At 32.1% G+C, this 25,844-nt stretch carries 23 protein-coding genes; 10 read left to right on the top strand and 13 right to left on the bottom strand.

What is annotated here, in order from left to right:
- Window positions 1–245 precede the first annotated feature (245 nt).
- The gene (locus tag QBK95_RS05180; RefSeq protein ID WP_280931275.1) at window positions 246–602 is read left to right on the top strand and encodes a hypothetical protein; all 357 of its coding nucleotides are present in this window, start codon (window positions 246–248) and stop codon (window positions 600–602) included.
- Window positions 603–707: 105 nt separating this feature from the next.
- The gene (locus QBK95_RS05175) at window positions 708–3,932 is read left to right on the top strand and encodes a starch-binding protein (RefSeq protein ID WP_348637322.1); all 3,225 of its coding nucleotides are present in this window, start codon (window positions 708–710) and stop codon (window positions 3,930–3,932) included.
- Window positions 3,933–4,010: 78 nt separating this feature from the next.
- Here the strand turns inward: QBK95_RS05175 and QBK95_RS05170 are convergent, their stop codons facing one another.
- From QBK95_RS05170 to QBK95_RS05130, 9 genes are all read right to left on the bottom strand, one after another.
- Window positions 4,011–4,505, bottom strand: a complete 495-nt coding sequence (locus QBK95_RS05170; protein WP_280931274.1) for a DUF192 domain-containing protein — start codon at window positions 4,503–4,505, stop codon at window positions 4,011–4,013.
- A 247-nt stretch (window positions 4,506–4,752) separates the two neighbouring features.
- Entirely contained in the window at window positions 4,753–6,117 is a 1,365-nt protein-coding gene (gene creD, locus QBK95_RS05165; protein ID WP_280931272.1) for a cell envelope integrity protein CreD, read from the bottom strand.
- Window positions 6,118–6,146: 29 nt separating this feature from the next.
- Window positions 6,147–6,800 (bottom strand): DUF1361 domain-containing protein, encoded by a 654-nt coding sequence (locus QBK95_RS05160; protein ID WP_280931271.1) that lies wholly within the window; start codon window positions 6,798–6,800, stop codon window positions 6,147–6,149.
- Window positions 6,800–7,114 (bottom strand): hypothetical protein, encoded by a 315-nt coding sequence (locus tag QBK95_RS05155; protein ID WP_280931269.1) that lies wholly within the window; start codon window positions 7,112–7,114, stop codon window positions 6,800–6,802. Before QBK95_RS05155 ends, QBK95_RS05160 begins: the two co-directional genes overlap by 1 nt.
- Entirely contained in the window at window positions 7,111–7,572 is a 462-nt protein-coding gene (locus tag QBK95_RS05150; protein ID WP_280931266.1) for a Coq4 family protein, read from the bottom strand. Before QBK95_RS05150 ends, QBK95_RS05155 begins: the two co-directional genes overlap by 4 nt.
- Before the next feature lie 53 nt (window positions 7,573–7,625).
- Window positions 7,626–7,919 (bottom strand): winged helix-turn-helix domain-containing protein, encoded by a 294-nt coding sequence (locus QBK95_RS05145; protein ID WP_280931262.1) that lies wholly within the window; start codon window positions 7,917–7,919, stop codon window positions 7,626–7,628.
- A 74-nt stretch (window positions 7,920–7,993) separates the two neighbouring features.
- Window positions 7,994–8,362 carry a hypothetical protein gene (locus tag QBK95_RS05140; RefSeq protein WP_280931258.1) on the bottom strand — a complete coding sequence of 123 codons (369 nt, stop codon included), beginning with the start codon at window positions 8,360–8,362 and terminating at the stop codon, window positions 7,994–7,996.
- Window positions 8,355–8,966 carry a hypothetical protein gene (locus QBK95_RS05135; protein WP_280931255.1) on the bottom strand — a complete coding sequence of 204 codons (612 nt, stop codon included), beginning with the start codon at window positions 8,964–8,966 and terminating at the stop codon, window positions 8,355–8,357. The genes QBK95_RS05140 and QBK95_RS05135 overlap by 8 nt, the downstream gene beginning before the upstream one ends.
- Window positions 8,967–9,139: 173 nt before the next feature.
- Entirely contained in the window at window positions 9,140–12,958 is a 3,819-nt protein-coding gene (locus tag QBK95_RS05130) for a M48 family metallopeptidase (RefSeq protein WP_280931253.1), read from the bottom strand.
- 155 nt (window positions 12,959–13,113) lie between these two features.
- Here QBK95_RS05130 and QBK95_RS05125 point away from each other — a divergent pair, with 155 nt between their 5' ends.
- Window positions 13,114–13,476: a DUF1801 domain-containing protein gene (locus tag QBK95_RS05125; RefSeq protein ID WP_280931252.1), complete on the top strand. Its 363-nt coding sequence runs from the start codon at window positions 13,114–13,116 to the stop codon at window positions 13,474–13,476.
- On the opposite strand, the gene kdsA is transcribed toward QBK95_RS05125, so the two are convergent.
- The gene (kdsA, locus tag QBK95_RS05120; protein WP_280931250.1) at window positions 13,463–14,281 is read right to left on the bottom strand and encodes a 3-deoxy-8-phosphooctulonate synthase; all 819 of its coding nucleotides are present in this window, start codon (window positions 14,279–14,281) and stop codon (window positions 13,463–13,465) included. The two genes, QBK95_RS05125 and kdsA, sit on opposite strands and share 14 nt — an antisense overlap.
- Before the next feature lie 284 nt (window positions 14,282–14,565).
- Between kdsA and typA the strand changes: the two genes are divergently transcribed.
- Together typA and QBK95_RS05105 are read left to right on the top strand one after the other, a co-directional pair.
- Window positions 14,566–16,365 (top strand): translational GTPase TypA, encoded by a 1,800-nt coding sequence (typA, locus tag QBK95_RS05115; RefSeq protein ID WP_280931248.1) that lies wholly within the window; start codon window positions 14,566–14,568, stop codon window positions 16,363–16,365.
- A 545-nt stretch (window positions 16,366–16,910) separates the two neighbouring features.
- Window positions 16,911–17,843, top strand: coding sequence for a GNAT family N-acetyltransferase (locus tag QBK95_RS05105; RefSeq protein ID WP_280931243.1), 933 nt, complete (start codon window positions 16,911–16,913; stop codon window positions 17,841–17,843).
- Window positions 17,844–17,853: 10 nt separating this feature from the next.
- Here the strand turns inward: QBK95_RS05105 and QBK95_RS05100 are convergent, their stop codons facing one another.
- On the bottom strand, window positions 17,854–18,999 hold the full coding sequence (locus QBK95_RS05100; RefSeq protein WP_280931242.1) for a glycosyltransferase: 1,146 nt from the start codon (window positions 18,997–18,999) through the stop codon (window positions 17,854–17,856).
- A 180-nt stretch (window positions 19,000–19,179) separates the two neighbouring features.
- Between QBK95_RS05100 and QBK95_RS05095 the strand changes: the two genes are divergently transcribed.
- The 4 genes from QBK95_RS05095 to QBK95_RS05080 are packed head-to-tail and all read left to right on the top strand — an operon-like array spanning window position 19,180 to window position 23,123.
- On the top strand, window positions 19,180–20,298 hold the full coding sequence (locus QBK95_RS05095; protein ID WP_280931240.1) for a DegT/DnrJ/EryC1/StrS family aminotransferase: 1,119 nt from the start codon (window positions 19,180–19,182) through the stop codon (window positions 20,296–20,298).
- Between the two features lie 4 nt (window positions 20,299–20,302).
- Window positions 20,303–21,598, top strand: coding sequence for an O-antigen translocase (locus QBK95_RS05090; RefSeq protein ID WP_280931239.1), 1,296 nt, complete (start codon window positions 20,303–20,305; stop codon window positions 21,596–21,598).
- A gap of 38 nt (window positions 21,599–21,636) precedes the next feature.
- Window positions 21,637–22,710, top strand: coding sequence for a glycosyltransferase (locus tag QBK95_RS05085; protein ID WP_280931237.1), 1,074 nt, complete (start codon window positions 21,637–21,639; stop codon window positions 22,708–22,710).
- On the top strand, window positions 22,680–23,123 hold the full coding sequence (locus tag QBK95_RS05080; protein WP_280931234.1) for a sugar 3,4-ketoisomerase: 444 nt from the start codon (window positions 22,680–22,682) through the stop codon (window positions 23,121–23,123). Before QBK95_RS05085 ends, QBK95_RS05080 begins: the two co-directional genes overlap by 31 nt.
- Here QBK95_RS05080 and QBK95_RS05075 read toward each other — a convergent pair.
- Both QBK95_RS05075 and QBK95_RS05070 read right to left on the bottom strand, forming a co-directional pair.
- Window positions 23,106–24,065 carry a glycosyltransferase family 2 protein gene (locus tag QBK95_RS05075; RefSeq protein ID WP_280931231.1) on the bottom strand — a complete coding sequence of 320 codons (960 nt, stop codon included), beginning with the start codon at window positions 24,063–24,065 and terminating at the stop codon, window positions 23,106–23,108. The genes QBK95_RS05080 and QBK95_RS05075 overlap by 18 nt on opposite strands.
- Window positions 24,055–24,951 carry a glycosyltransferase family 2 protein gene (locus QBK95_RS05070; RefSeq protein ID WP_280931229.1) on the bottom strand — a complete coding sequence of 299 codons (897 nt, stop codon included), beginning with the start codon at window positions 24,949–24,951 and terminating at the stop codon, window positions 24,055–24,057. The genes QBK95_RS05075 and QBK95_RS05070 overlap by 11 nt, the downstream gene beginning before the upstream one ends.
- 59 nt (window positions 24,952–25,010) lie before the next feature.
- On the opposite strand from QBK95_RS05070, the gene QBK95_RS05065 reads away from it, so the two are divergent.
- Window positions 25,011–25,841: a 2OG-Fe(II) oxygenase gene (locus QBK95_RS05065; RefSeq protein ID WP_280931227.1), complete on the top strand. Its 831-nt coding sequence runs from the start codon at window positions 25,011–25,013 to the stop codon at window positions 25,839–25,841.
- Window positions 25,842–25,844 lie beyond the last annotated feature (3 nt).

The raw sequence follows: 25,844 nt of genomic DNA, 5'->3' as shown, positions 1-25,844 counted from the left end.
TTGATTTATTGATAGTTGAAGATATTGTTTTGAAAAGGGGTATATATCCTTTTTAGTAACATATAATTATGTGTTATCTAAAATTTGAGTCATTAATTTTTGGTTCACATAGTGATACGAAATATGTATAAGTAATTTGCAAATATAAGATTTGGGAAGCTTTTTTTGCTTGGGTTAGTTGTTGTTGGAATATATAAATGCTGTTTTACAGCGAAGTACAATTATATATTTAACACACAAGATTCATGAAAAACACTAACTTATTCTTACTACTGCTATTTATCTATTCTGGGATAGCAGGACAACAAGTCCACACATCTTATTTGTGGCATATGCAACAGCCAAATTATTGGCCAGAAAAAAGTAAAGAGAACCCTAATCGATATCAAACGGTTTTAGAGTCTCATAATTTAAAAATATCGGGCGATTCCTGGAATATATATGATGACGGCATAAGCCATCCGCTAAATAACCTAGAAGAAATTTTTGGAAAATATGATCGTGTAAAAGCATATCAATATGGACCTAAGAATTCTGTTCAAACATTATTAGGATTACCAAATGGTGGCGCACAAGTTAATTACTCAGGATGTTTGATATAAAACGTAAACAGTTTAGGGAATGCTGGCGTTTGGGGGTATAGTCAAGGTTGGGAAAACAATTTTATAGAGGCTAAAAACTGGAAAACATCTGGTGGACAACCTAGAATGGATCTTACTGGATTTACGTTTCACCATGCATTGGCGCCATTGATAAGCGAACGTGCATTAAGAATGGAACTAAAAACACATAAATTAATTATGAGCGAAACTTTTGGAGGAGAGTATTCTAAAGGGTTTTGGCCAGCAGAGTGTTCCTTTTCAGAAAGGATTATTAAAGTCTTGGTAGAAGAAGGTTTTCAGTGGTCTGTAGTTGCCAATAGTCACTTGTCGCGTACATTGAATGATTATCCATTAGATTATGGTACATCTGGAGTAAATATAGATCCACCAAACGGAGCTGATAAAGTGGCCACAAATGGTCAGAATTGGTGGAAAGGTCAAATTGATGGAAGAGGAGGTACTTTTGCAGCTCCATATTGTTATCAGGCACACAAAGCTCAATATGTTGATCCTGAAACTGGTCAGGCATATAAAATGGATGTAGTGCCAATGGCAGATTTATTAAGCTACCAAAATGGATTTAGTTCTATGGGAACAGGAGAGATTGATGCTAATATCGCTCCTTTTAGTGATCCTAATCAGCCATCGATTGTATTACTTGCTCATGATGGAGATAACGCTTGGAGTGGTGGAGACAGTTATTATCAAGAATCAGTTCCAGGTTTTGCTAATGCAGCAGCTTCTAAAGGATACGACCCCACTACAATTCAGCAATTCTTGAATTCTTATCCTGTTCCAGAGAATGATATCGTAAAAGTAGAAGATGGATCATGGGTAAATGCAGCTAATGACTGGGGGCATCCTCAATTTATTAATTGGTTATGGCCATTATATGATACCACAGACTATAGATTTAATCCAGATGGATGGACAGAAGATGCTAGAAATTGGGCAGTAATTACCGCTGCAGAGAACTATGTGCTAACTGCAGAGGATAATAGTGGAGGAGTAGATATAGCTAAAGTTATTGATCCTTCTTCTGGAGCATCAAATGCAGAAAAAGCTTGGCATTTTTTCTTACCATCATTAACTAGTGGATATATGTATTATGGGAAGGCAATTGATATGGAGGTGAAACAAACCTTGGCAGGTAATATTGCAATAGAACATGCTAAAGAAGAAATAGGAGATACACCAAATCAGGATAATACTGCTCCTTCTGTATTTATACCACAGCGTTTTCCGTATAATCCAGGAGGTAAAGGATTTGGTCCTATATATGCATATCAAGAAGTTCAAAATACTTCTGATTTTCATGTCTGGACATTTGCTTATGATGTGAGTGGATTAGCATCTGTAGAGTTAAAATATAGAACAGACGATGATGGTAAAAACCCTATATCTGATACTGTTAATGATACCTATTCAGGAGGAGAAGGAGTAAGTTCTTGGAATAGTCAATCGATGACTCAAAAACAATTCCCTAAAGGAAATATAACACAAGATCCAGAAATTGATTTCTTTATAGAACCTACTGCAATTGCAGATTTATGTTATGCAGAGATTAAAGGATTGTCTGATGTGTTAGTAGATTATTATGTAGAAGTTGTAGACACTAAAGGGAATGTGTTTAAAACACCTATTCAGCACGTGTATGTTGGAGGATTTAATAGTAGTGATGAGGTAACTCTTACTGTTACTCCAGATTCTGGAAATTATGATGATGCCGTGACTGTTATGATGGAAGGTTCTACAACAGCTGATAATGATGGAGTAGTTATTTATTATACACTGGATGGATCGGAACCAAACCAATCTAGCGTGCAGTTTACCACTACTTTCAGTCTTGGAAGCAGTGATAGTGAACCTATCACACTAAAAGCTATAGCGTACGACGCAGATGGAAACGCTTCAGAGGTAATTACAAGGAATTATACATTTGGCGATTTACCTTCTTACGATATTCATTTTAAAAATACCTCTAATTGGAATCAGGTATTCGTATATGCATTTGATAAGAATAATAATACCGCATTATCTGGGTGGAATTGGCCAGGTAAACAAATGACTAAAGAACAAGATTCACCTTGGTATATTGCTACAATTGCAGAATCAGTAGAGGTTGGTCTAGTTTTTACAAACGGAAGCGGAGAACAATCGGATGATCAATTTAGAAATAGAGATGGATGGTACGTATATTCAGAAAATATTTGGTATGACCAGTGTCCTTCGGATTGCCCAGGAGTTTTGGGATTACCCGAATTATCCGTTACTCCTCCAGGAGGATCTTATGAAGGAAGTATATCAGTCAATTTAACTACTACGAATCAAGGGGTTATTTATTACACTATTGATGGAACAGAACCTTCTGATTCTAGTACCTTATATCAGAATGAGTTAGTTTTTACTGAAAATACTACGTTAAAAGCTGTTGCATATAACAGTAGTGGTCAATCAGAGATCATTTCTGACAATTATAATATTACTGAAATACAATCATACACTATTTATTATCGAAACGTATCTAATTGGAATGATGTCTATGTTTATTTGTATGATAAAAATACAAATCAACCATTACCTGGATGGAATTGGCCAGGTAGATCAATGAATAGAGAACAATCTTCTCAATGGTATTCATTTTTGGTTGAAGAAACTGTGGAAATTGGGATTGTTTTTAATAATAATAACAATGGAGGACAGTCAGATGATTTAACTAGAGCTACAAATGGATGGTATGATACATTAACAAATCAATGGTATGATGAATGCCCAGCAGTTTGCCCAGGTGATGTTTCTGGTAATGATTTGGTAATCCATTATAATAATAAAAATACAAACTGGAATCCTGTAACATTATATTATTGGCAAACAACTCCTGTGTCGTTAACCACTTCTTGGCCCGGTGTTTTGATGACAGATCCAGATGGTGATGGATGGTATGAATACACATTGTCTGACGTAGAATGCGCAAAAGTTATTTTTAGCACCAATGGAGGACAACAAACAGACGATTTGGAAATCTGTGGAGAAGGATGGTATGATAATGGTTGGGTGAGTAATCCATTAAATAAAGAATCAGGTACAAATACTGTTCGAATTTCTTCACCATATCCTAATCCTTTTCAGAATGAAATTAACTTTAATCTATTTGGAGAGGTGAAGTCACTCAACGTTACTATCAGAGATTTGAAAGGTGCCTTGTATTACTCGGATATGATATCTAGTAAGAATGGAAAGATATCAATACCACTTGACGTTGCTAAAGGAATGTATTTTGTGAAATTCAGTAATAAAACGATGCATAAAGTTGTGAAAATTATTAAATAAATTTTCCCAAGATACCCTTAGATAAAACCCTTGTGAGATTATTCTTTTCAAGGGTTTTTTATTTGTTAGCTATATACTTTAGTTTTTCTTAAAGGAAATAGAATCACCTTCTTTTAGATTCCATTGATCAGATAATCCTCCATTTATTTCTAAAACATATTTTGCTGGCTTTCCTGAAGGAAGTGAAGTTTCATCTAATGGTTTTGCATTTTTCTGAAAACTCACGATTTTGTATTGATCATCTATATAAATGATATCTAACGGTATCAGAGTATTTTTCATGTAGAAACTTTGAGGTTTAAAATTTTCTTGTATAAATAACATACCTCTGTTTTCTTGCATAGATTTACGGTACATTAAACCCGTTTCTCTTTCGTAGTCATTATCAGCAATTTCAATGTCCAAAGCAACAATTTGATTAGGAATAGAATCTTTTAAGTTGTGTATAGAAAGTTCTCCTTCTTTGGTGAATTTTATTTCTTCGGTGATGATCTTCTTATCAGCCTCTTTTTTACAAGAGAAAATAGATATAGTTGAAGCTGCCAGAAGTGTTATAAAAATGTTCTTTTTCATTAGTATGTTTTTTATGATATCATTTTAAATGTATGTCGATCTATTTAGAATCGGAAAGTAATAGTTTTATTTTTTAAACACAATTTCGAAAGGAGACAAATCTTTGTTAAAAAAAGCCGAACTTCAAAAATCCGAAGCACGACTTTTCTCAACTAACTAACCAGCATTCTTGAATTATGAATTTAAATTTTAAAATTTTGAGCTTTTCTCTACACTATATCTGTATTAATTATATTATGCTTTATAGTTAAACACCGTCATTTCCCCAATCAATCTTTCGAGATACCATCATAATAGTTCCCAGTATTAAAAACAATCCAATACTTCCTACTAATAACGCATAATCTTCTAACTGAATGATAACAAATATAAAGGCATACAAAGCGGTTAGAGATGCCGATATCATTGCCATAAATTTGAAGCTCCTAAGAATCGCTTTAGAATAGACGGAGATAAGTAAGACTACGGATGTTCCTGCAATAAGATACGCGTTTAAAAAACTGGAATGTTCAGAAATCGAAATTAGTAAAGTGTAAAACATCGTTAAAGCTAATCCAATCATTAAGTATTGAAATGGATGAATACTTATTTTACTAATGGTTTGTATTAAAAAGAATACTAAAAATGTCAATGCAATTACTAAGTAGCCATATTTAGCAGTTCTCTCGCTCTTTTGATATTCATCTACAGGTACTATAAATTTTACTCCAAATGCCGATGAATTGATGTACGGTAGTTCGCCAAAAAACTCTTGTTCGAACTCTCTGTTTACTTGTAATACTTTCCAGTTTGCTTTAAAACCTTCATCTGAAATAGTCTTGGTTTTTGGATCAGGCAAATAGTTTCCATCGAACTTTGGTGAAGCCCAATCGGAGGTTATGGCTACATTAGTTTCTTTACCTACAGGTATGAATTTTAATTGGTTACTTCCGTTAATAATAAGATCTAGATTGAAATCTATTGTTTTTTCTTTTGGCCAGGAATTTTCACTTAAAAATTTTGTTTCTAATGTATTGGTGTATGAGTCTTTTGAATACCTTGATTGAAGAATATATTTATCTGGGCCTAATTGTAATTGTAGATTGCTTTTGATTCCTTTTAGATTTGTAGAGTTTAGAATGATCGTAGATTTATCCCATAAAATATCCTCTTCGGCAATATCTCTTGTATCAAAAGAAGGAGTAGCAAATGAACCATTAATCTTCATGTTAGAAGTGTATACTGGAGATTTATAAATACCTCTTTTTAATGTATCCGTAGTGACATTAGCTTTAATATCTAAAAGATTAGGGAAGAAGAAGGCATGTCGTATTGTAATGATATCTTCTTCGTTATAAGATTTAGTTTTCTCATCCCATATTTTTTTGATCTTATGAGTTTGATAAGGAATTTTAAGAATAGGGCCATACAACAACACTTCGTTACCCCATTTTTGATTGATATCACCGACTACAGTTTGTTCTTGTCTGATAGAACGTTCCTGAATTAAGTTTTTAATGTACGAAAGTGGAATTAATAATACCAAGATTAGTATTCCTACCATAAGCATGCGTACAGTAATTGATGTTTTTACCCATTGTCCAAAAGACTTTTTTTGTTTTTGAGTTTCCATAGTTTTTAAAATTTATAGTGATTATATTTTTAGCTATTTTCTTTGTGGTAATATTGAATTAGGTGATAAGTAATGATTAGAAATCCACCAAATCCAATGGTAAATCCCCAAGTGTTTATGTGTTCTATCGGAAATAAAACACGCTTGGCTATATCTGCCAAAATATCTAATGGATGCTGAAGGATATCCCAACTATTCCAGCGCAGTACTCTGCCTAGATAGATACCAAAACCACATAATAATAGTACTAAGTATGTTATAATATGTGTGGTTTTAACTGAGCAATGTTTCTGAAGTAATTGTTGCATGGTTTTTAGGGATGCAAAACCGATGATCATACCATTGATAGCAAAAGATAGTATAAGCAGTACATCAAACCATACAGAATGTAATGTGCTTACTCGAATATGCTGAAAATCAGTTAGAATATACGGTGCATTAGGTAAAAAAGCTAACCAAGCCATGAATCCTATTCCAAATAAGAACCGATTTTCATGTACTTTTTTAAAACTTAGTACAGTAGTGATAACATAAGGAATACAGGCCAAAAATAGATTCCATACTAGAAATAGAAAAAATGTGGATTCAACTCTTACAATTCTGATGAAGAGTAGAAGGATACTGAAAAATACAGCAATACTAAAACCTTTGATAAAAGGCAGTTGTTTATATATGGTATTCATTATAAAAAAGTATTATGAAAAGGATTGTTGATTACTAAAGAAATGTATCCAATTGCAATAGGAATATTGAGTAAGCATATAGAAATGGTTACTAGATTTTCTTTATAATAGTGATAGTTGATTATTGTGTTGGCTAATAATCCTATAAAGGTAATTCCGTTAAGTGCGCTAGCAATTAGTACATAAAAAATACCAATAAAGATCAGTTGCTCCCAACCTATAATCAATTGTAATAATAGGAGTATAGTTCCTATTAAAAAGCTAATAGTAGCTATAATAAGTGCATTTTTATTTATGGATTGTATTATTTTCATTTGATAGTGATTAAAAATGTTATTCGTATAGTATCTAGTGATTGATTTAATAATTTCTTGAAATCCAGTTGATGAAATGTAAGCGCGTTTCTGCCTTTTCTATATGCAGTCTTAAATAATCGAAATTTGTCTGGATAGAGTAGCGTGCCAATAAAAATTACGGTATATAGGTATATACTTCTTTTCCCATTACCCATAAGATAGTATTGCATAGATATTTCTTCAGGAACTGTGATTCCAGTTTTAGTGAGTACATGAAATACATCGTGATTTTCTAATTTAGGTTGAGGAGTAAAATCATGTTGTAGCAAGAAAGTTCCTAAATGAAATCCCAGGCTGGATTTTGGGTGTTTCAATAATTGCGATATGGATATATCCCAAGGCTCCTCTTTCTTAAACCATTTTTGGTAAGGGATTTTACTACATTCATATAAAAATTCTAATAATATTGATCTCATTTTGTGTTTTAAAAGTACTTTGAAATTCAAAGTAAATTAATAAAAAAATATAGCTATTGTTTTAGTAACTTTTCAATAGCCTCTACATGTTTTTTAAAGGCTTCGCGCCCTTTTTTAGTGGTACTATATTTGGTGTTTGGCTTTCTGCCAATAAATGATTTTTCTACTATGATGTATTCTTCTTTCTCCAGAGCTTTGGTATGACTTGCTAAATTACCATCTGTAGCTCCAAGGAGTTCTTTTAGTGTTTTAAAATCTGCATATTCATTTACCATAAGGATTGACATAATCCCTAATCGAATTCTATGATCAAAAGCTTTATTTATATTTCCTATTATATTTTTCATATCATTTCTCATCGTAGATGAGACTTTTTGACCTTTACAATGATTGGCAAAATAAATATTTGTGTGTAACTAATTCAATTAAATTCAACAATTATTGTATCATTTTGAATATTAAACTTTATACTATCTTCTAAAGGCGTTCCATTAGTGTAATAGCCATACTTGTTTTCTTCTTTGTTGTTATTAATTCTGGTAAATTCTATAGTGTAACTTCCATCCTGAGTATTATTTTTCATAGAAAGAAAATCCACTATATTTTCTTTAGGTTCAATACTATCAAACTTTTGCGTTGTTAATTTTTCTGAAGTAGATACTTTTACATTTTTAAGTGCAAAATCTGAATTATTTATGATCTCAAACTGAATCTCTTCTTTGTTAAAAAAAGTACAAGAGTTTATAGTAGCACATAGTACTATCATAATAATTTTTGAAACCTTATCCATGTCTATCGTGTGTAAAGTAGATGAGACTGCCGTATATGATATGCATGATTCCAAATCCTGCCACCCAGAACCAAAATCCGTATGTTGGAAATATAGAGCATATTAAACCGAGTACAATTTCTATATACCCTAAATATTTTACATTGCCAATAGTGTATTTGGAAGCATTTACTAACGCTAATCCATAAAAAATCAACATTAATGAACCTGTAAGTCCATAATGATTGTTGTAGATTTTTATGAGGATAAAGATTCCACCAGTGATTAACGGGATTAGAAAAGCACTTAATAATCGCTTAGAAGCCGAATTCCATAAAGATTCATTGTTTCTTTTTGCTTTTCTACTACTTAATATAGCAGCAGTAAGTACACTTAAAAAAGCGATTGCGGCTAGATCAATTAAAATGTAATTAAATATTTTACCATCTAAGATTAGATATTCTCTTCCGCTAACACTTACCAGATAATAAGCAACAGCTGCTCCTATCAATGCATAGATTCCTGCTAGTATTCCTGATAAACCACTGAGCGAAAAAAAACGTGATGACTTATTCATCATATCTTTGATTTCAGTGATATCTTTTAAATAATCTTCTGTGCTCATATTATAAAGTACTTTGAAATACAAAGTAAAATCAAAATATTGAATTGTGCAAGTTTTAAAAGTAATTAAGTTTTGTTTCCCGTGTTATGACCTGTTTTTCCTTCGTTTTTTAGACAATAAAAAAAACGATGACAGTGTATACCATCATCGTTTTTAGAAATATGTATTGTTATTTACTTAAAATAAGGACCTTCGTTAAGAAACAATAATCCTTTAGCATTTGCTCTCCATTGTTTCGGTGCTTTGTCTTTTAAAATGATAGTTCCTAAAGAATAAAAAGAACCCAGTTCCAAAGGCCTTATATCTCCCAATTTTTGTTTGGCTACTTTTAGATTATTGCTTTTTACTAAATCAATGAATTCGAATATTTTGTTCTCATCTTCGGGATAAAATTCCTTGATTTTGGATCTGTATAGTGCTATATCTTTATTTTCTCTAACCGCTAATCCCAATGCAGACCAGATTGTATACGCATTGATTCCTTTTTCTATTCCTAGCGAAAGTGCAGATTCTATAATAGATTGATCTGCGCCATCAGAGGCGGCAGCATATCTAATAATAAAATCTTGTAATTTATCGTTTCTAGTGTGATTGATGGCCTCCTTTAGCTGTCCCTTGTTTAACAGACTGTATGCATAATCAGGTGAAGATTTAATATCAAAACTTGCTTTTTCCAGTTTTTCCACGTAATCCAGATAGTCTACCTGAAAGTTTCTCTTGAAAGAATTCTTGGTATCTCTCCCTAACATGTTTTGAATTCTCTTTAAATCCATACTAATGTAATAGCTAAGAGCGGGTTCTTTTGTTATAGCTGTTTTCATGCTTTTTTCGGCCATTTCCCAATTTTCTTCTGCTGCATATATATATCCTGAAGCAAAGGCTAACCACGGATTATCTGGCCATTTTTTATAACCCGATTTAAAGGCATCATTTTGTATAGATCCTTCTTGTAAGCAACGTGTTTTTAGGTAATAATAATTAGCATTATTTGGATTAGACACTGCTAAATCACTATGATTGGCACATATTTTCTCCTTTTCTTCCCCTTCAGCTCCTTCTTGTTGCATTCTAAGTAGCATTGGATCATCAGGGTTTTTTTGTAGTCTTTCTTCAAGAATAGTATCAAAATTATCCAGTTTTTGTGCCACTGCCAACCAAGTCATAATATGAACAGATTCCCTGCTATCCCATATAGCGTGTGACGATATCATAGCATTGATTTCATCTTCAGATGATACCATGTTGATCAAAGATACAGGGTCATAGTTGCTGTAAGCTTCCAGTACATCTCTTGTCGTAGATCCACCGCTTGTCGAAACTGTATTAGGTGGTTGTTCTAAAACATAATCTGCATTGGTAATACTCCATCTGGAAGCCCCTAAACGTTTATCGTTGTTATAGGATTGGCCTCCGTAAAATGCTGTCCATTTAACTAAAGCTGCCGCGTTAGCAATATTGTAAACATAGGTCTTAGATGTGGATTCTGTTTCAGGAGAAAATGTTTCTATTTCTGTTCCATTATCAAGAGAAGTTGTTCGAATATTAAGATCTTCTAATATGGTAAGTTCTATTTTTTCTGAAGAATAAGGGGATAATTCAATCTCCTTATCATTAACTTGAACAATTACATCTTTTGCTAAACCGTTATAAATAGCAAGAGACGAAGTGCCAACATAACTTCCTGCAAAAACTGTTGCTCCTACAATTACTCCAGCAACTGCTAATTTGGCAATTGAGGGAATGATTCCATCTGATGTCTGAAAACGATCCCACCATCCAAGCTTTTTTTGTATAGGTCTTTCCATGCCTGGTTTGAGTAGGTTGTATTTTTCGGGTAATGTGGAAAGTGAAGGAGCTGAATCATTAGAAATTTCATCCAGAAGAACTAGGTTGTTGACATATTCTTCACCTTTTAATAAACTTTCTAGAGCTAAAGAACGTAGCGTAAATAACGAAGACTTTGCAGTATTTATCCAACTTTCGATAACTTTCATCCATTCGTTGATATTATCCTTATCTGCATGGACTAAATCAAATTTTCCAATAAATTCTTCCCAGTTTTTGGTTTCTAATTTGTCTAAAAATTCTTTTGACAATTTAATACTATTGGTATTTGAATATACCTTTTGCAAAACTCCATGGAGATCATTCGCCACTCTTAATAATCTGTCTAATTCTGATGAAGTAACTCTTCCATCCGCCATTACAACATTCAGTACGTTATAAAGTACATTTTCAGAATCCTCAACATTCGCTCTGTTATGTTCTGAATAGTGTATAATATTCACCAAGTTATTTAAGTATTGATCCCATCCATTTCCTATTTGTTTGGCTGCTTTTAGAGATACCGATCGACTCAATTTATCGTGAGATTGAATTTTTTCTTGCGCTTCTGTCAATTCTCTTTCGACATTTTGGATTACTTCTGGCAAATCCTTTCTGTTGATTTGTTCTCCTCGATACATAATTACTCCTCCAGGAGCGGTAAGAATTTTTTCTTTTAATGCGGTAAGCATTACCTGCTCTTCATTGATGGTCTTAAGGATTTCCAGATCCTCATTTAAAGATTCTGGATATAAAGCGTTTATTTCTTTTTTTAAATCTGAGAAGGTCGAATTTTGAAGATAAATATCATTTGGATTTTCATAATATCTAAGAAACTCTCGATCTAGATATACACCTCTGTATTTTGGATGATAATATACTTTGTCAAATATCTTATTCTGATCGATAATACTCTCTTCTGTAGGAAGAGGAGTTGTTTTTATGTTTGCAGTTTCTATTAAGGCCGCAGTGATATTCTTTTTCGTTTCTTCTGGATTTGAGAATAACTCCCAAGCAGAACGATTATCGATAGCAGCTTTTATGTATACTTTTTTAGCATTGTTTTCTCGATCATGATCCGCTGGATGGGTTGCCCACATTTTTGGTGGGTTAGCTAACTTTGATGTGAATATTCTATTTTCCTCAGGATTTTTTAACGGGACTTCAGGAGAAGCTCCATAATCTTTCTCGTTTAAGATAAACGCCATTCTTTCTATTGCATTGGTCTGTAAAGCAAACATATCTACAACTGCCTTTTCTTTATTAAGAGCAAGATGAACCATGTTTAATGATTTGTCATATGCATCATCTGCGGCTTGTAGTCGATGCAACGCATGTATAAGAGCATCACTTCCTGTTAAAGAAACAGCGATAAGATCCGCATGAAATTCCATTTCTCTGGAAAGTGCCCTATGAGCAATAACGACTATTTTAAAGAAAATCTCTATGACTGCTCTAATTGACCACACAATAATTGACAGAATCCATCCTATCCAGGCTATTCTTAGGTCTAAATAAGAAATGGTTTGAAGGATGTTATCCAGTGCATCTCTTCTTCCAATGATATGTGCTGCAATTTGATGTGACATATATACCCATCTCCCAACAAGCATAGATCTCTGAGCAAAATGTCCAAATTCATGTGCAAGTACAGCCTTAAATTCACCAAGGTTTAGCACGTTTATAAGACCAATACCAATCTCTAGGTTTTTTTTTGAAGGAAAAAAGAAATTAAGTACTGATAAATCGTAAGATACACTTGCGTTTACTCTGCTTGATAGAAATACTTTATGCGGTCTTGGGGCTCCAGCTTCATCAGCAAGTTGGTATAAATAGTTAAATAATATTGGTTCATCTTTTTCGGTGATTTGTTGTTGATTTGGATCACCTCCTCGTTTAATAAAGAACAATGCCTTTATCATGAATATGAATAGAAACAAATTAGGAATTCCTATTAGAAAGTTCATAAATGCATCTTTTCCTCCTGTTAGTGAATCCGAAAACAATCGATACGCAGTATACCCAAACCACCAGGATAAAGCGATATATGAAATCACAAATAATATAAGTCCTGCCATTGCTAACCAAGTATGTTTTTTGAAAGAAAGGCTTGGTTTTGTAAGATGTTCAGGGATATCTACGGTAATTTTTTTGTAAAGATTTTCCATGGTTAATTAGTTATAGCGTTTATTAGGATATATAGATGTTTATGTCAGGTATATAGAATTTGTTACTATTAGAAAGTAAATTAATTTTAAAGAATATTAATTAGGGTATAATTATTAGTTGAAAAAAGTATAATTTTAGATAGATTATATGCCATATGAAACCTGCAGAACAATACATTCTTAATCAACCAGAACCATTTAGGACTATATTGCTACATTTACAGGTAATTATAGAAGCTACATTGCCAGAAGTTGAGCTATTATTTAAATGGAGAGTGCCTTTTTATTATATAGGTAAATCACCGATTTGCTATTTAAATGTAACAAAAGGGTACGTAGATGTAGGATTCTGGAATGCTCAATATTTTACGAAGCATATAGAAAAGCTAGAATCAGATAAAAGGAAATATGTAAAATCTCTTCGCTATCGCAATCAGGATGAAATAGATGAGCAGGTTTTTGTAGAGATTTTAAAACAAGCCTATGTTTTTAGAAACGAAAAATTTATAACGAATTGACCGTTTGTCTAATAGCTACTAAATTACTAAGTAGTTTTTCTAAATATTGAAGATCTAACATATTGGCTCCATCACTTTTTGCATTAGCTGGATCAAAATGAGTTTCCATAAACAATCCATCTACACCTGTTACAATTCCTGCACGGGCAATAGTCTCGATCATATCAGGTCTTCCTCCTGTTACTCCACTGGATTGATTGGGTTGTTGTAATGAATGGGTAACATCCAAAACGGTGGTAGCATATTGTTTCATAGTTGGTATCCCTCTAAAATCCACAATCATATCCTGATATCCAAACATAGTTCCTCTATCTGTTATCATTGCAAGGTCGCTACCGCTATCCTTTACTTTTCTAACTGCATGTTGCATGGCTTCGGGACTCATGAATTGCCCTTTTTTTAGATTTACTGTTTTTCCTGTTTTAGCCGCAGCAACTACTAAGTCAGTCTGTCTAACTAAAAAAGCAGGGATTTGTAAAATATCAACATATGCCGCTGCCATCTCAGCATCTTCATTTTCATGGATGTCAGTTACAGTTGGAACTTCAAACGTTTCTGCTACCTTTCTAAGAATCTTTAGTGCTTTTTCGTTTCCAATACCAGTAAAACTATCTATACGACTACGGTTTGCTTTCTTAAAAGAACCTTTAAAAACATAAGGTATTTTTAGCTTAGAAGTGATTTCTACCACTTTTTCTGCAATTCGTAATGCCATTTCTTCACCCTCGATGGCACAAGGGCCCGCAAGAAGGAAAAAATTATTCGCATCAAGATTTTTTATGTTTTTAATCTTAGAAAGTTCCATATTCATATTTTAGAAATGCAAAGATATATCTTTTAGTAGTCGAATAAAAAGATTATCTGGCAAGAAGTGTAAGGAGTATAATAATTTTATAATGCCTATTGTGAGTTCCTGTTATGATCCAATTATAGAACTATGTTTTCTTTAACAAGTATTATTCTTAAAAATTTTAAAAACTTCATAAGAGAGATTTAAGTCCTTGATTTTGAAGCTTTTTTAATAATTACATTTTAACATACAACCTGTTAAAATATAGTGTACCTTTGCACCCTTAAAATCAGGCGTATATGACTGCTATAAAAAACATTGCTATAATTGCTCACGTAGATCACGGTAAAACTACCTTGGTAGACAAGATTATGTATCACTGTCAACTGTTTCGTGAAAACGAAAATACAGGAGACTTAATTTTGGATAATAATGATTTAGAGCGCGAAAGAGGAATTACAATTACTTCTAAGAACGTTTCTGTTACCTATAAGGGAACAAAAATTAACATTATTGATACACCAGGTCACGCCGATTTCGGAGGAGAAGTTGAACGTGTATTAAATATGGCCGATGGAGTATTATTACTAGTGGATGCTTTTGAAGGGCCAATGCCACAAACACGTTTTGTACTACAAAAAGCTATTGATCTTGGTTTAAAACCGTGTGTAGTAGTAAATAAGGTAGATAAGGAAAACTGTACGCCAGATGAGGTACACGAAAAGGTATTTGATCTAATGTTTGAATTAGGAGCAGAAGAATGGCAATTGGATTTTCCTACAGTATATGGTTCTGCTAAGAATAACTGGATGAGCGATGACTGGAAAAAAGAAACTGATAATATAGAGCCTTTATTAGATATGGTGATGGAACATATTCCTTCTCCAAAAGTTGAAGAAGGTACACTACAGATGTTAATTACATCTTTGGATTTCTCTTCATTTACGGGTCGTATTGCAATCGGTCGTTTGCAGAGAGGAATATTGACTGAAGGAATGCAAGTTTCTTTGGTAAAAAGAGATGGAACCATAAAGAAGTCCAGAATAAAGGAACTTCATACATTCGAAGGTTTAGGAAGAATGAAGGTTTCTAAAGTAGAAGCAGGTGATATCTGTGCTTTAGTCGGACTAGAAGGATTTGAAATTGGTGATACCGTTGCAGATATTGAAAATCCAGAAGGATTGAAAACGATCGCAATTGATGAGCCAACAATGAGTATGTTGTTTACTATTAACGATTCACCGTTTTTTGGTAAAGATGGTAAATTCGTTACTTCTAGACATATTAAAGAAAGGTTAGAAAAAGAACTAGAAAAGAATCTAGCACTTAGAGTCAATGAGACAGATAGTGCGGATAAATTTTTAGTATTTGGTAGAGGAGTACTTCACTTATCAGTTTTGATTGAGACAATGCGTCGTGAAGGATATGAATTACAAATAGGACAACCACAAGTAATCATTAAAGAGATTGATGGTGTTAAATGTGAGCCAATTGAAGAATTGACTATCGATTTACCAGAGCACGTATCTGGTAAAGCTGTAGAAATGGTTACTATGCGTAAAGGTGAAATGTTAAGCATGGAAGCTAAAGGAGAGCGCATGATTTGTGAGTTTTTGATTCCTTCAAGAGGAATTATTGGGTTACGTAATCAATTGTTAACGGCTACAGCAGGTGAAGCAATTATGGCACACCGTTTTAAGGAATACCAACCACTTAAAGGTGATATTCCTGGACGTATCAATGGTTCATTAGTTTCTATGGAAAAAGGATCCGCAATACCTTATTCAATTGATAAGTTGCAGGATAGAGGAAAGTTTTTTGTAGATCCAGGAGAAGATATTTATGAAGGACAGGTAATCGGAGAGAATTCTCGTGGAGATGATATGACCGTAAATATTACAAAAACGAAGAAGTTAAGTAATGTACGTTCTTCTGGTGCAGATGATAAGGCGAAGATTGTTCCAGCAATTAAATTTTCTTTAGAAGAAGCTTTAGAGTATATCCAGAAAGATGAATACGTAGAGGTAACTCCTAATCACTTAAGGTTAAGAAAAGTATTCTTGACAGAAGTAGAGCGTAAAAGAAATAAGATTGTATAATCTATCTTATTTATATAGACATAAAAAATCCCGAGGAAACTCGGGATTTTTTGTCAAAATTTTGGGGTAATTATGGTTTTGGGATCAATTCGTTTTGAGGGGCAAAATTAGTTTGTTCCGATATTTTTAATCTTGGGCAAATATAGCTTATTAAACCAATTACTAACTTGTAAATTCTTTTAAAATATCGGTAAAATACATTTTTTAACGATAAAAAACGCAAAATATATGTTTTCAGATCAAAATTTTTTAATAGAATTAGTTGGGTATTTCGCATCATTTATGGTGCTAATATCTTTTCTAATGCGTAACATCAAAAAACTTCGACTAATAAATACTGTGGGGTGTGTGGCTTTTGTAATTTATGGGGTATTACTCAATTGGTCGTTACCAATAATAATAACTAATACGGCAATTGCAGGTATAAATTTTTATTACCTTTTCGTAAGAAAAGAAGCATAACTTATTTTCTTGCAATTAAAAATAAGACTTATATTCTAGATACTCAAACAAATTAACTATTTTCACTTTTCTAAATAATTATTTTGCAGAAGTATTCGATTAAAAAATATCAAAGAGACGATTATACTGCGTGGAATAGTTTTATTGATAGTGCTAAAAATGGTACATTTCTTTTTCATAGAGATTTTATGGAATATCACTCAGATCGATTTCAGGATTTTTCTCTATTGATATATGATCAAACAAAATTGGTTGCCGTTTTTCCAGCTAATATTAATGATAAGACAATATATTCTCATCAGGGATTGACATACGGAGGACTAATACTACCGTATACTACAGGAGGAGAAAGAATTGAAAAAATGTTGTCTTCTTTGATGGATTTTCTCGGATCTCAAGGGATACAGAATTTATATGTAAAATCAATTCCCGTTTTTTATCATCAAAAACCATCTAATGAATTTGCTTTTTTCTTTTCAGAACGTGGAGCCCAGTTATATAATAGAGATCTTAATCTGGCTATAGATTATAATAAGCCTTTAAGTATTCATAAGAATAAATTAAAGCATTATGAAAAAAGAAAAGGTGTAGGTTTTTGTATTGATGAAGTGGCGAATTGTGATGTTTTTTGGAAAGAAGTTTTAGTTCCTAGGTTAGAAGAAAAACATAATACTAAACCCGTACACACACGAGAAGAAATAAATGCACTTAAAAAGAAATTTCCAGAATCGATAAAACAGTTTGTTATTAGTATCGATAACGAAATTCTGGCTGGAATAACAGTTTTTAAAACTAAAGATGTTGTAAAATCTCAGTATGGAGCGGTTACAAATAAGGGTGAAAAGTATAGAGCACTGGATTTTCTCTTTATCTCTTTAATCTATAAATATAAAGAAGAAGGGTATTCATTTTTTGATATGGGTACGGTTACGGATAACAATTATGGATTGCTTAAACAAAAAGAAGAGTTGGGATGTGAAATCTATACTCAGGATTTTTATAAGTTAGATTTATAATTGTATGATGCTAGCTATGGTTTTTCCATGTTTCTTCATATTTTTTTGCAATCTTTATATAGTGGTGTTCTTTTTCTATAAAAGCTCTGGCTCTTTTGCCAATTTTTACAATCTCTAAAGGGTTTAAGATTAAATATTCTAATTTTTCAGCAATTTTGGTGCTGTCTGGGCTTGTGTCAATAGCTACGATATTATCTAAATTATAGTATTTGCTGAAAGCTGAACCTGCTCCTGTAAATACTACTTTTTCCATAGCCATTGCTTCTAGCGCATTATACCCTTGATCGTGTGCGTGCGCCTGATCCAGAATAATCTGCGCGGATTGGAAGTGTTTTATATATTGTGTATAGGATAAATCCTTGGTAGTGATGATTTCGATTTTATCTGGGTATTTTTGAGAAATGATTGCTAAGGCTTCTTCAAAATAACGATTCCCTTTCTTAATATAGTTAGCGCTATTAATTCCGTGTAATATTTTTATTTTCTTATCAGTAGCTGTTAGAATAGGATTAATTTGATCAACGTTTACGGGATTAGGAATTAGAGGTAATGTTTTACTAGTGTCTTTGTAGGCAATACTATATTCTACACTTGCTGGAATGACTCCTTGAATACGATTGAAAACAAAATCATGAATTGTTTTTTGCTTTTTGGTAACAAATTTTAAAGTGTCTTTGTACTCTTTTTTTAAGGAGGGATTATCAAGTAATGGACTTACAGTGCTATAAGGAAATTTTCCAGAAAGAAGATATGTAATATATCTATAATCATCGCCGCAAGCTAGTACAAATACATTTTTATTGTACTGAAAAAGAAACGATAAGAGTTTTTTTTCGAAATAAGAACCTATATTAAATGGAGCTTCATTAATTAACTGTACAAAATCATAATCAACCAAGTGTTTTTTGTTTTTTTTGAACCTGATGAATGTTTCTATAGAAGCAAGATCTATAGTTGTAATTTTGAAGATCAGGTGTCTGATTTTATTTAAAAAAAAATTACCTTTTATGAAACTTCCATCAATATTAATATCTACAGGGTATTTTTTAAAAACGTCACCATTTCCTATAAGAGTAACCTGATGACCATTTTTAAGTAATCCTTCTTTAAGTGAATTATGTAACCGACTATATTCTCCTACAAGTAATATTTTCATTAAAGCAATATAAAATCTTTGAATTAAAGACAGTAAAAATTGTGATACCTTTTTATGGGCTTACACAAAAAAAAATATCTTTGTTGTAAAGGTATTTTTAATACTTTAATAATAAAAACAGAATCCTACCGAATTCTATACTTATAAAAGGAGTAAAATGGTAGTTAGATATTTTTGATAATGGAAAACCAAATACCGTTGATTCCTTTTTTAGATATTCATAAAATTAATAGTCCATATCATCAGATACTTAAGAGTCGTTTTTTAGATTTTCTTGATTCTGGTGTTTATATCAGAGGTAAAAATGGAGAAAAATTTGAAAATGCTTTTGCTGCATTATGTGGCGCTAAGTATTGCGTGGGAGTTGGTAATGGTTTGGATGCATTAACGCTGATTCTAAAAGGATATGTAGCATTGGGTAAAATAAATCAAGGTGATGAGGTAATTGTCGCTGCAAATACTTTTATAGCTACGATATTATCAATTAAATATGCAGGACTTAAACCAGTACTTGTAGAACCTGATGAAAAATCCTTTAATATAGATGTAGACCAGATTAAAGAAAATATTTCTAGTAGAACCAAAGTAATTCTCCCTACGCACCTCTATGGACAATTGGCATCAATGCATGATATTTGTCAAATAGCCAAGGATAATAATTTATTAGTAATCAGTGATGCAGCCCAAGCTCATGGAGCAAAGAATGGTATTCACAATGTAGCAGGAAATCTTTGTGATGCTTCTTCTTTTAGTTTTTATCCTGTTAAAAATCTCGGGGCTTTTGGAGATGCTGGAGCAGTGACAACTAATGATAAAGATTTGGCCAATGTTATTAGAAGTCTAGGTAATTATGGTGCTGCTGTAAAATATAAGAGTGACTATTTAGGAGTAAACTCTAGATTAGATGAGTTGCAAGCAGTGTTTTTATTGGAAAAACTAAAAAACCTGGAAAAAGATAATATACAACGTAGGAATATCGCAAAACGTTACTTATCAGAAATTAAAAATGATAAGATCCAATTGCCATTTTGGGATGGCTCTGAAAATCATGTATTTCACCTTTTTGTAGTTCGAGTAGAGAATCGTCAGAAATTTTGCAATCATTTAGAGAAATTTGGGATAGGGTATTTAATACATTACCCGATTCCTCCTCATCATCAGACTGGATTAAAAGAATTATCCGACCTCAAGTTACCAATAACCGAAAGAATACATAGAGAAGTTGTCAGTATTCCTCTAAACGTTGGGTTAGAAAATCACGAAATCGAGCAAATAATAAAAACCCTAAATAAGTATTAATAGTGTGAATTCATACTTTGATAAATTAAAAAATAATGTTTTAGTTAAAGTTAGCTCTTTTAATGCTATTGGTGTTTTTGTAAAAATGATCACAGGTGTAATAAGCCTTAAGGTAGTTGCAATATTTCTAGGGCCTGAAGGATTAGCATTAATAGGAAATTTGCGTAATGTGTTAACCTCTATTCAATCTGTTGGGACATTAGGTTTATATAATGGTGTTGTAAAGTACATAGCTGAGCACAAGATAAATAAAGAGGAGTTGATAGATGTGTTGTCTACCTCATATTATATCTGTTTTGTGGTTACTATGGCTTTAGCAGGTTGGTTGTATTTTGATTCAGGTTTTTGGAATGACTTAGTTTTTGGTGAGCAATTTGATTTTAATTTTGTTTTTGAAGCAATAGCTATTGCATTACCTTTTTATTCAGCTAATGCATTGTGTTTGGCCATTATTAATGGCTTTTCTAAATATAAAATATACATACTTCTTAATATAGTAAGTAGCATTTTAGGTCTATTTATTACAGTTTTATTAGTTTGGGAGTTCAGGTTGGAAGGAGCATTTTTTGCAATCATAATAAATCCAGCAATTTCATTATTGATTACTATAGTAGTTATTATGAATCAAAAGAACTTTGCTAAACTTTTATGGGCGAATAGGATCTCATTACGATATATAAAATGGCTAAGTTCTTATGCAATTATGGCATTGATATCGGCTACTGTATTACCTGCAATTTTGATTAAGATTAGAAATTTTATTATCGCTTCAGAAGGTGTGGATAAAGCGGGGTATTGGGAAGGTATTCAGAGTATCAGTAGTCAATATATGATTTTTATAACCACACTATTGACACTTTATCTGTTGCCTAAATTAGCAGAGATAAAAAGGAGTAAGGATTTTAAATGGGAAGTTTTAAATTTTTATAAAATCATTTTGCCTGTTTTTATTTTTGGGTTTTTAGTTATCTATTTTTTAAGAAATGTAATTATTAGATTGCTTTTTTCTGCTGATTTTGTGTCAATGGAGCCCTTGTTTGTATGGCAACTAGCTGGAGACCTTTTTAAAATCGCGTCTTTAGTAATTGCATATCAATTTTTAGCCAAAAGAATGTTCTGGTATTATATTATTACAGAGATTATCTCATTTGGTTTTTTGTATATTATTAGTATGTATTTAGTAGGTAAATATGGCTTCGTTGGGGCTTCTATGGCATATTTTTTTAATTATGTATTTTATTTTCTATTATTGATACTAGTATTTAGGAAATCGTTTTTTGGACCAGATAGAAGCATTTAATTGAATTGACACGAAAAAGTAACATAAAGGTTTGTATCATGGTTTCCTCCTTAGGAGTAGGTGGAGCAGAAAGATCAAGTGCAATTCTATCAAGAATGTTAGTGGATGCAGGATATTTGGTAACAACTGTAAGTATTCTAGATGATATAGTGTATGAGTATAAAGGTGGTTTAGTGAATCTAGAATCACTTACATCTATGCATAAAGGTTTGTATAAACGTTGGCGTAAGTTCATTATTACAAGAAAACTTTTAAAAAATGAACGATTCGATTACATTATTGATGCGGCACCAAGACCTTGGTGGTTTAGGCAATGGTTTATCAATACTTTTGTGTATCAAAAAACTGATGTGGTTTTTGTAGTGCATAATTATAATTTGAATAGTTATTTTCCTGATAAACCATTATTAGGTAACAGTTTATACAAAAAGGCGTATCAACTAGTTGGTGTTTCTAAGGATTCTGTAGATCATTTTAAGAAAAAATACAGATTACAACGAGGAATCTGTATTTATAATGCTTTTGATGAATCTTATTGGAATCGGTTATCTGATGTGAAAATTGATCTTCCTAAAAATAAATATATACTATCGTATGGCAGAATTGTGGATGAATCAAAAAACTATAGCTTTTTAATTAAGACATATGCACAATCAATATTACCTGATCAAGGGATAAAGCTTTATATCATTGGCGATGGTCCAGATAAAATTAAAATGCAAAATTTGGCTAAGGAATATGATATTATGGATTCGGTTGTTTTTAAAGCATTTTCAGAAAATCCATTTCCATATGTCAAAAGAGCCTTGTTTACAACATTAACTAGTAATTATGAAGGATTCCCTATGGTTTTGATTGAATCTTTGGCTATGGGAACACCTGTTGTTTCTGTAGATTGTAAATCAGGCCCATCAGAAGTAATTGTTACGGGTAAGAATGGTATCTTAGTACCATTCAAAGATGAAAATGCATATATTGAAGCTTTGAATACGATGATCGAAGATCAGAGTTTTTATAAAAGATGTAGGGAAGGTACGATCTCAAGTGTATCAAAGTTTAAAATAGAAAATATAATACCCCAATGGCAAGCAACTCTTCCGCCCAAAAGATAATAAGTGTGACAACCGTAGAGGATTGTAAAATAATAGAAATCCCAAAAATAAAGGATCCAAGAGGAAATATTGCTGTAATTGAAAAAGATGTTATTCCTTTTGAAACTAAACGTGTATACTATTTGTATGATGTTCCTAGTGATGCGAGTAGAGGAGGACATGCACATATTCATTTGTGCCAATTTTTGATAGCCTTAAGCGGAAGTTTTGATGTAATACTTAACGATGGAGAAAAACAAAAAAAGGTTACGCTTAATAAACCAAACAAAGGTTTGTTGATCAAATCAGGGATTTGGAGAGAGTTAGAAAACTTTTCATCTGGCTCTGTTTGTCTGGTATTGGCTTCAAATGTTTTTAACGAAGAAGATTATATTCGAAGTTTTGACGCTTTTAAATTATTCAAAAGCAGATAACTTAAAATTGGCTGTCACAATAAATTTATACCGTATCATTTTAAGAAAATTAAGTATTGATCTGGGAACCAGTAATAATATTCGTTGTTTTGTGTTTAAGTTCTTGTAATCAATTTCGTTTTTGTACTTTTTTGCTGTTTCATAATCTCCAGCTGATTTGTATAGAAGAGAAATAGCATATCGGTTTTGATCTAAGTACTTTTTTAAACTTTGATTCGTTTCTTCTTCTTCTGCGAATTTACCAAAATCCATAAAACTCCTTTCTAATGTATTTGTATTTGAAATTCTATTATTAGCATCTAGATGATAGGTGGCTGTAATAAAAGTTGCAAGGATAACATTATATTTAAGAGCAATTCTAATCCAAAGGTCAGTATCTTCTCCAGCGCCATGTGTAATAGAGGTGTCAAAAACTCCAATAGTATCAAAAACTTTTTTAGAAACAGCACAAGCAGATGTCCAGGCAATGGCATCTATAGTGCTAGATTCAAAAAAATCTTCTACGATCATAATGATATTACTTTCAGCATTGATATTGTTGAAATTGGCAGTAAATGTTGATTTATGATTAAACCTTTTCTCGTATGACGTTGTATATAAACCTGCATCTGGAAATTTTTGAAACGATTTAGATAAAACTTCCAGATGATTAGGATACCAATAATCATCTGCATCAAGAAAAGCTATTAGCTTTCCGTTGGCTTTTTTTATTCCCAGGTTTCGAGCTTTAGAAACACCATTGTTTTCGGTAGAAATGTATTGTATTCTATGATCTTTAAAACCCAAAATAATGTTTTCACAATTATCTGTAGAACCATCATTAATAACAATGATTTCATAATCATTAAAATCTTGCTCTAATACAGATGTAAGTGTATTATAGATGGTATCCTCTTTATTGAATACAGGTATTATGATCGAAAATAATGGGTTAACTTTCATTTTCTTTTGGTCTGTAGAAGTAATGGCCTAATCTAAATAAATCAAATATTAGTAATGAAGGGTTATTAGAGATCAAGTTTTTTACGAATATCTTTTTTGTAAGGGTATGTATAATAATTATTAAACCTTGAAGTCTAATTTTTTTGACTATATGTGCTAAATGAGTAATTCTTGTGTCTTTAGGTTTTAACAAGTTCTTGTGTATTAGTGATCTTCGTACTTCTACAGAATCCAGTGATTTTTTTAAAAATACACTACTTGTTTCTAATCCCAGATGAAATACTGGATTATCAATATGCTCAATGCGTATTTTTTTTGATTTAGCATCCAATGCAAAAATAGTATCTTCACAAGCAAGATTCAGTATTTCTTCATTAAAACGGTTTTTATCAAAAATAGATTTTCGAATCAAAAAATTAGAACTTAAAAACGATAAGTATGGTTTCTTTTTTCGTTTTTCAACGGGAACGGATTCTTTTAAATGGCCATATTTCCATCGCAATATTTGTTCTTTCGTCGGTTTCGTATTCTTATACAAAAGACCTCCAGATATAATTTCAGTATCCGAATTAATACTGTCTAAATATTTTTTAATAAATAATTCACTTACAGGTTCTATATCTGCATCCAAAAAAAGAAGGAACTCATATTTTGCTTCGGCAGCTAATGCATTTCTGATAACACTTCGTCCTACGTTTTTTGATAATTTCTTAAATCGACTAGAGCTTATCGAATTAATCGATAAGTTCTCTTCTAGATATTGATGAGAACCATCGTCAAATACTATTATTTCGAAAGTAATATTACAAGAAGAAACCTGCGTATGTATCTCTTCAACTAGAGGAATTACCTTATAATTATAAACTGGGATCAAAATTGATAACATTTATAGATGTTTTACTAAAAGTTTATAATTATTTTTAAGACAAATTTGTAATTGAATACATGAATTACCTTACCAGAGATAAAATCGCTGATATTATTTTTTTAAAGCTCAAAGATACTGAAGAAGTTTTAAAAAAACACTTTGACAAAACACGTCAGGATATTGGATATTTCTATGTGGATGATTTGCTTCCAGAGGAGTTGGCAAAAGATATTTTTGATAAGTTTCCTCATACAAAAGATATACAGGTAAAGAAAAGTATAAGAGAATATAAGTATGTAGCAGCGCAAATGAATAAATACCATCCTTTATTAGAAGAGATTATTTATGCTTTTCAGGATCAAAGAATAGTAGATTTGATTGCTGAAATATGTAGTTGTAAAGATATTAAACCTGATGAGCACTTATATGCAGGTGGGATTTCAATGATGGGAAAGGGAAACTACTTAAACCCACATTTGGATAATTCTCATGATAAAGATGTTAAGCATTGGCGAGTCCTTAATCTTTTATATTATGTTACTCCTAATTGGAAACTGGAAAATGGAGGGAATCTAGAAGTATGGCCAAAAGGGTTAAAGAATGAGCCGATATCCATAGATGCGAAATTTAATAGATTGGTTGTGATGGGGACACATAAAAAATCGTGGCATTCTGTTAGCAAGGTGAAAGTAGATCAAATCCGTTGTTGTATCTCCAACTATTACTTTTCTTCAGAACCTATTGATGCTGAAGGATCATTTCACGTAACAACTTTTAGAGGAAGACCAGGCCAATATTTTAAAGATAAAATCCTCAAGTTGGATTCCTCAATTCGAATGGGAGTAAGGAAGTTATTTAAGAAAGGGATAAGAGAAAATCCTCATGTATATAAAAAGGATAAATCCTAACTT

Source organism: Aquimarina mycalae, from assembly GCF_029906345.1.
GTDB lineage: Bacteria > Bacteroidota > Bacteroidia > Flavobacteriales > Flavobacteriaceae > Aquimarina.
The sequence above is the reverse complement of the archived record's forward strand: the minus strand, read 5'-3'. Positions and strand labels throughout refer to the sequence as shown.